This window comes from Pseudotamlana agarivorans, from assembly GCF_001642835.1.
GTDB classification, from domain to species: Bacteria; Bacteroidota; Bacteroidia; order Flavobacteriales; family Flavobacteriaceae; genus Pseudotamlana; species Pseudotamlana agarivorans.
Map to the genome: position 1 here is coordinate 110906 of NZ_LXEI01000015.1, position 6000 is coordinate 116905.

General features: G+C 26.0%; 6 protein-coding genes. 3 read left to right on the forward strand and 3 right to left on the reverse strand.

Features of this window, described 5'->3' with window-relative positions; all coding sequences use genetic code 11:
• Positions 1-776 precede the first annotated feature (776 nt).
• From A6I66_RS14320 to A6I66_RS14330, 3 genes are all read left to right on the forward strand, one after another.
• Complete coding sequence (locus A6I66_RS14320) at positions 777-1271, forward strand: hypothetical protein (RefSeq protein ID WP_245683464.1); 495 nt, start codon at positions 777-779, stop codon at positions 1269-1271.
• 47 nt (positions 1272-1318) lie between these two features.
• Positions 1319-1858, forward strand: coding sequence for a tyrosine-type recombinase/integrase (locus tag A6I66_RS14325; protein ID WP_067150815.1), 540 nt, complete (start codon positions 1319-1321; stop codon positions 1856-1858).
• A 101-nt stretch (positions 1859-1959) separates the two neighbouring features.
• Entirely contained in the window at positions 1960-2379 is a 420-nt protein-coding gene (locus A6I66_RS14330) for a hypothetical protein (RefSeq protein ID WP_067150819.1), read from the forward strand.
• Positions 2380-2608: 229 nt separating this feature from the next.
• Here A6I66_RS14330 and A6I66_RS14340 read toward each other — a convergent pair whose 3' ends face one another.
• The 3 genes from A6I66_RS14340 to A6I66_RS14350 all read right to left on the reverse strand — a co-directional run bounded on the left by A6I66_RS14340 (position 2609) and on the right by A6I66_RS14350 (position 5144).
• Positions 2609-3298: a sigma factor gene (locus A6I66_RS14340; RefSeq protein ID WP_067150826.1), complete on the reverse strand. Its 690-nt coding sequence runs from the start codon at positions 3296-3298 to the stop codon at positions 2609-2611.
• Between the two features lie 32 nt (positions 3299-3330).
• The gene (locus A6I66_RS14345) at positions 3331-4113 is read right to left on the reverse strand and encodes a methyltransferase (RefSeq protein WP_067150830.1); all 783 of its coding nucleotides are present in this window, start codon (positions 4111-4113) and stop codon (positions 3331-3333) included.
• Between the two features lie 230 nt (positions 4114-4343).
• Entirely contained in the window at positions 4344-5144 is an 801-nt protein-coding gene (locus tag A6I66_RS14350; protein WP_067150833.1) for a hypothetical protein, read from the reverse strand.
• Positions 5145-6000: the final 856 nt, after the last annotated feature.

Consider the following 6000-nt stretch of genomic DNA (forward strand, 5'->3'; position numbering starts at 1 on the left):
CTAATGAGATAAGTCTAAATCTTTCAACTCTATATATGTTGGTAGAGACTTAAAAAGAAAACAATTGAAGTTGAGTATATTATAACTCAATTTATAATAGCTAATGAGACTATTTAAACCCTTCTACAAAAAAATAGAAATCAAGCACTTTTTTAAGGTGCTTTTTTTCGTTACACCAAAATTAATCTATAATTCCATACATACCCCCTTTTTTTTAAAAAGCTTTTCAACAAAATTTTCAACAAAAAAAGACACAAAACACTTAAGTGTCTCATTATTAATATGTTGAGTTTGTGATTTTACAAAGATTTTTACAAAAATTATAATATGCTTTTAAAAAGTGGGTACGTATCATATTGACCGCCACGAATTAACTAGCCAAATCAATTACATTGATTACAAATCCAATTTATATTTTAATTCCTAGTAATAATGTAGGGTTTTTAAAAAGGTATAATTGTTATAATACCGTAATAACACCTCATAGGATAGCCAGCACGCATATTTAAGACCCCCACACCCCCATAAATTATACTTATACATATTTTCATCTTCATAAATAAACCTTATTAACTAGCATTTAATGATTATTCCAATTGAAGCTGGTGATGGTTATACTATTGATAAATAAAATAATGTTCATTTACTATAAAAATGAACGTTTCTATATAATTCAATGCTTCACATAAAAAAAATATTAAAAATGTTCATTTATTATTTGGTACTCTCGTAAATGAACATTATCTTTGAAGTGTCAAACAATAAATATTAACATTATGTATTTTAACAACATTACCACATTAGAAGAAGCAAAAGATTTATTTAAATCATTATGTAAAGAATTACACCCTGATACAAGTGGGTATGATTCACAAGCTGATTTTGTAGCTATGCATTCAGAATTTAAGACAATCACCAATGAATTAAAATTTAAGACTAATTTTGAAGCTGATAAAGATTTTGATGCTGATAAGTTTTATAACGCTTTAAAACAATTCGATGTATTACGTGATATTCAAATTTCATTTGTTGGTTGTTTTATATGGTTGGAAGATTTAAAAGCTGGTGCTATGTATCAACAAAAGGAATTAATTAAAGCTATTAAAGTTGAAGGTTATAATACTGCAAGATGGGCTAATAAAAAGAAGATGTGGTATTTTTCAAGTGAAGGATATTCACAGAAATTTAAATCTAACAAAACATTAGACCAAATAAAACAAACCTATGGTTCTAACGAATTCAAAACAAAACAAACTTATTCAATCGCTTAATATTAATCAAGGGGGTGAAATAACCCCCTTTTAAAACACTTTATATTATGACTGGTTCAACATATCTTGACTACGATAAAACGTTAAATAAAGCCTTTAAAATGCTTAAAGATGATAAATTAAAATCATTTGGTTTGCTGGTTATTTGTGGAATCAATTTAGGTCTTAGAATTGATGATTTAAGCAAACTATCATTTGAAGAATTAAGGAAAGATTCAATTGATATTATTGAAGGTAAAACCAAAAAGAAAAGAACATTAAAAGTTAATGAACATATTAAATTAGCCTTAACATATTTTGAAGATGATTTAAAAGGTTATGCGTTCACTTCACAAAAGGGTACACCGTTTTCTTCACAACACATAAATAGGATGCTTAAACAGCATTTTAAAGGGGTTGGTAATGGTACTGTAAGTTCACATAGTTTACGTAAATGTTTTGGAAGGCGTGTATGGGAAAATGATAAACAAAGTGAAAGAAGTTTAATATATTTAAGTCAATTATTTAATCATTCATCAACACAAGTAACTAGAATATATTTAGGGATTCAACAAGAAGAACTTGATGATATTTATCTGAATCTTTAATCCTATTCAACAATCAAGATTATTAAAATAAAATAATCTTGGTGTAATAGAATAAATACAATTAAATTTGTAAACGTTAAACAATAAATAATAATAACATTATGAGTACACAAATTAAAAACAATGAAGCTAAAATAGTTTCAAATTACTTATTAAGTAAATTAGTTGAAGGCGAAGAAATATTAGTAGCTGATAATAGTATGTTAGAAGAAATAAATAACCAGTATGGTTGTGATATTTCACTTGATAATTTAAAAGGTAATGTTGATGCTGTAGGTCAATTAATCAATGGTATTTTAACTGTGAATGAGTTGAATACATCTGATTACACATCATTGATAAATTTCATTAAATCTGATTTTGATAAATCTAAATATTCAAGTTTGGATAAAAAAGAATTGGAGCAATATATTATCACTTACAATAACAAAGATTTAAATGATAAAGTAGTAGGTGAAAATTTACTTGAAAATAAATATGAAAGATGTGCTGTTAACTTATTATATCTTTCAAAGGATTAATAACCACATTCAATTATAAATAAATAAACCCTTTAGATTAGTTCTAAGGGGTTTTTATTTTTATTTAATATAATTATGCCATTCGTTATTTTCAAATAAACACAATGCACCATATTTTGGTATTAATAAATCACAAACATCAATAAAAGAAACACCGAACATTTTTGATAATTGATTAGCTGATGTCTTTGGGTTATTCTGATGATATTTCAGTATCATTTCTTTTATCTTATTGTTCATAGTCTGTTAATCTTTTTAGAGCCATTTTAAAGACTTTATTTCGTTTTAGCTTATCAATTGATGTAGAAAAGATTTGCTGGGTTCTTTGGTGGGTTAAATTAACTTCATTACCTATTTGTTGGAATGTTTTCTTTTCTTTTAATCCTAGACCTAAATAATTAATAACTACGTATGAATGATTAGTTTTTTTCAATGTTGTATTAATTAATTTAATTAAATCATTGGTATCAACATCAATTGTTTCATCAACTTCATCAGCAATATTATTTTCAATTTTTATTAATGAATCATCTTCAATTGAATTTTTATTTAATGATGAAAATGTATGCGCTTTTGGGTTATCTTCATTTTTAAATTGGTGGTATGGAATTCTGATTATACCATCTTCATAAGTTCCAAATCTTGTTAATATGCACGTTTTAGCAAAAGTTGTAAATGAAGCGTTGGAACTGTTATTATATTTGGTTAATGCTTTATAAAGTGATTCAAGACCGATTGAAAAAAGTTCTTCAATAGGTAGACCAGTTTTATATGAAAAATTTGATGCAAGATATAATACTAAAGGTAATTGAGATTTAATGATTATATCTTTATTGGTATCAATATCATTGAATAATAATCTTACTTCATTGGTTGATAGTTTTACTTTATTTTGTTGCACATATTTTGTTAGATTCACTTTTCATATTTTTTATTTTTTTGTTATTCATTTTACCAGTAAAGGTTTTTCCAATCAAAGTTGATTACTTCACAAGTTGGTGATACACCTTTCCATTCATTTTTATAAACGCTTGTATCAATGCCAGCATTAAAAATTGGATTGTATTCAGTTTCTTTTAGGAACTTTTGTACTTTTCTTGATGGTTCTTGCTGGTATGGGTTATAACCTTTTGATTTCATTCTTAAATCGATAAAACCAATATCTGAACCCGAATATTTAAAAGGTGTTGAACCTTGTGGAATTAAGAATGTACCATAATCAGCAATTTCTTCACCGATATTGATTGTAAGGAATTCAAATTCTGAACCTTTATATTTTAGTTCATTTTTAAGTGAAGTGTTAAGACCAGTTTTGATTTTACCAAATGGTGGGTTGCTGATTACTTGGTCAAAATGTCCGAATGATTTATAATCAAAAATTGATGCATTAATCCAATTTGCTTCAGGTAATAATTTTTTACCTACTTCATAATAAGTTGGATTAAGTTCAATGCAAGTTACATTACAGTTTTTCCAATGGTAAGCAAAGAATGATAACATACCGATGCCAGCACATAAATCGATTACGGTTGCATCATCAATAATTTCAAGTGAAAAATCTTGTGCTAGGTATTGAGGTGTGAAGAATGCACCAGCTTGTGAATTAATTGAAGTTGCTGATTCATTCCAATTATTATAAACGAATAATTTTTCGTCATAGGTTAATTTGTCTTTTTGTAATAGTTCTTCAGCTTGGTTATGAAGTTTGTATTGTTGTTTAGTAAGTTTAGCCAATTCATAATTAAGTTAATTTTCGTTATTCATATTGTTTTCAATGTTGGTTAATTGAGATTCCGTGTGATTTATTGAAGCTTCAAATTTGCTTAATGCTTCATCAATTTGTTCATAGGTTGTTTTCATATCCATTTAAAATTTTTATCCTTATTGGTTACATATATAAATAGTCTGTAAAAAAGTAAAAGACCATTTTTAACCATTTTTTTTTAAAATTATTTAGCACTTGGTTATGCTACTTGTAATTTTGATTTAGCATTCATAATTATCATCATTCTTTCACAATTACCATAATGAATATCTTTATTCATATATCCTAGTTTTATTAATTCATTATCAATTTTAATTACGTTTTCGGTTGTTAATGGTAAATCAAGAATTGATGATGTATCAGGGTTTTTTTCTTTTGAAGGTTCTTCTTCAATATCCATTTTTGATACATTGTATTTTTTAAGATTATCAAAATCTAAATCATCAGCTTCAATAGTGTTTGGTATTTCTTCAATAACATCATTCATTAATGTTTTTTCATCATATTCAACTGATTTGGTTGAAGCCGTTGTTGCAATAATTTCTTTTAGAATATTATCGGTATTTGATACATAATTTTCTTCTTTAACAGATTCGGTTTTCGTAACCTCGGAAATTGGTTTTTTAACATCTTTAGCTTTTGGTGTTGCCATGGCAACACCATTACCATCTTTAATTTCAACATTAATAGGTTCTTCAATATATACTTTTGCTTTTCTACCTTTAAATTGTTTTTTAGAAATACCTAATTCTTTGAATGATTTAGTTTCAATCATTTTTCTTTTACTAAAGATTGCAAGGTTTTTTTCAATACAAGATAAACTCATATTTAGCTTTTCAGCCATTTCAACATCAGTTTCAATGCAATACTTATTGTTTAATTGGTAGCTTTTAATGTGAGCAATTATTATTGCTTGGTGAAGTGTAATATCAGTTCTTTGTAATAATTTGTAATCTAATTTTACAAATGTTTCTGTGTTTGAAGTATTTTCTTTTTTCATTTTCTTTTTTTTATTCAGTATTATTATTTTTTCAGTTTTCTTTGAAAGGGTACTGAAGCTGGTGGTTGCAAACCCACCAGCACCCCTTGTAACACTTGGTTACATATATAAATAGTATTGAATTTACCAAACGACCAATTATTTTTAATTTATTTTAAAAATTAACAACAATTTAACACATTATCAACTTCATTTTACAGGTAATCCAATTTATAGCAATTATAGTAAGAAAAAAACATAGTTGCAACTATTTTAAAATAAATATTTGGTAGAATGAAAAATTAGTTGTAATATTGCAAATTTTTTATTTCAATGTGATTTGAAGCAAATAAAATTACTCTAAATACTGTTTTAAGCTATTTTAAGCTATGCTAGATTAATTTTAATAATATTTTGGTATATTATATAACTATGTTTGTTAAAAGTCTTTAAAACGCTTTAAAATGGTTATTTGATATTTTGAAGATATAATTGTTAAAAATATCCCTTTGGGAGTGTAGCGGAATCCGTGGGTACAAAGAAGGTACGTTTGAAGTGTTTTAACTTGTTTAGGGTTGGGATGTGTGATTTATCAATTATTGCTTTATTGTACCAATAGTTTCTTCAGAATTGAAATATAACTGATACCAGTTGAAGTGAGTTTTTTAAAATATAAATTGATATTCGTTTAGAATTAATTTAAACTGATACCAGTTGAAGATTTAAAATTTCAAATCATTTCTTAAATCAAATTTTATTGTTCGTTTAGAATTGAAATATTACTGATACCAGTTGAAGTATTTTTTATTTCAAATTCAGATTTTAAAAATTTCCTATACATACGTAGTATATATATTAATGTAGCCTTCCCTAAAAA

Bases quoted from the DNA above. Each gene is read 5' to 3' on its own strand.
- A6I66_RS14350 (WP_067150833.1), bottom strand. From the start codon at position 5,144: ATGAAAAAAGAAAATACTTCAAACACAGAAACATTTGTAAAATTAGAT.
- A6I66_RS14320 (WP_245683464.1), top strand. From the start codon at position 777: ATGTATTTTAACAACATTACCACATTAGAAGAAGCAAAAGATTTATTT.
- A6I66_RS14330 (WP_067150819.1), top strand. From the start codon at position 1,960: ATGAGTACACAAATTAAAAACAATGAAGCTAAAATAGTTTCAAATTAC.
- A6I66_RS14325 (WP_067150815.1), top strand. From the start codon at position 1,319: ATGACTGGTTCAACATATCTTGACTACGATAAAACGTTAAATAAAGCC.